The organism is Chryseobacterium sp. SIMBA_029, from assembly GCF_046535275.1.
Taxonomy (GTDB): domain Bacteria; phylum Bacteroidota; class Bacteroidia; order Flavobacteriales; family Weeksellaceae; genus Chryseobacterium.
In genome coordinates this window covers 1-702 of sequence record NZ_JAWRXA010000035.1, presented here as the reverse complement: position 1 = coordinate 702, position 702 = coordinate 1, and the positions used below count along the sequence as shown (strand labels likewise).

1 protein-coding gene is annotated in these 702 nt (G+C 36.2%); it reads left to right on the top strand.

From position 1 onward, the window contains the following. Window positions 1-109: 109 nt before the first annotated feature. Window positions 110-702, top strand: a 593-nt coding sequence (locus SB679_RS23085) for a hypothetical protein (protein ID WP_410704634.1), incomplete at its 3' end; no start/stop codon positions are given.

Below are 702 nucleotides of genomic sequence, written 5' to 3'. Positions count from 1 at the left end.
TCAAAAGAATGAATTTGATGACCTCTACTATTATAATCTTCCCGGTCTCTCCGGTAAATTTAGAATAAAAAGGGATGTTACAAATAATACTTTTTCACTAATTAATCTTATGCCAAATAACGCTAAGATAGAATATGCAAGGGATAGTAATACAGCCACTTTTAAAGCAGATGCCTTTACCATAACAGCAGATAACGGATATAAGTATTTTTTTGATAAAGCAGACACTGCAAAATACGATTGTGGAGAGCTTATTATAGGCGGAAATTATTATAAACCATCCTACTACCTGAGCAGGATTCTAAATCCGTTGGGAGTAGAAGTAGCTGTAATGGCATATGATGAAAGAACAAAATATTCGGAAACTGGTACGAAGAGCCTTATATTTCTCCAGAACAAATTGAAGACGATTACCAGCAGAAGCGGACAGGTGGTATTTAATTACACTTATGATGAAACACTGGAGGCTAAAAAAGAGAATGATAAAACAGCCAGTGATCCATACAGTCTTCAGAAAATTACGCTTAAAAATCCTGCGGGGGAAGAACTATTCTCGTATGTGTTTAACTATACGATGGTATCAAAAAGCAGTACTGTTTCCAATAAGGAGCGCATTCTGAATTCTGTATTTAAGAATGACAGAAACGGAAATCTGATAGAGAAACACCGGTTTATCTACAGCCAGCCTTCCGGATTAGGAAC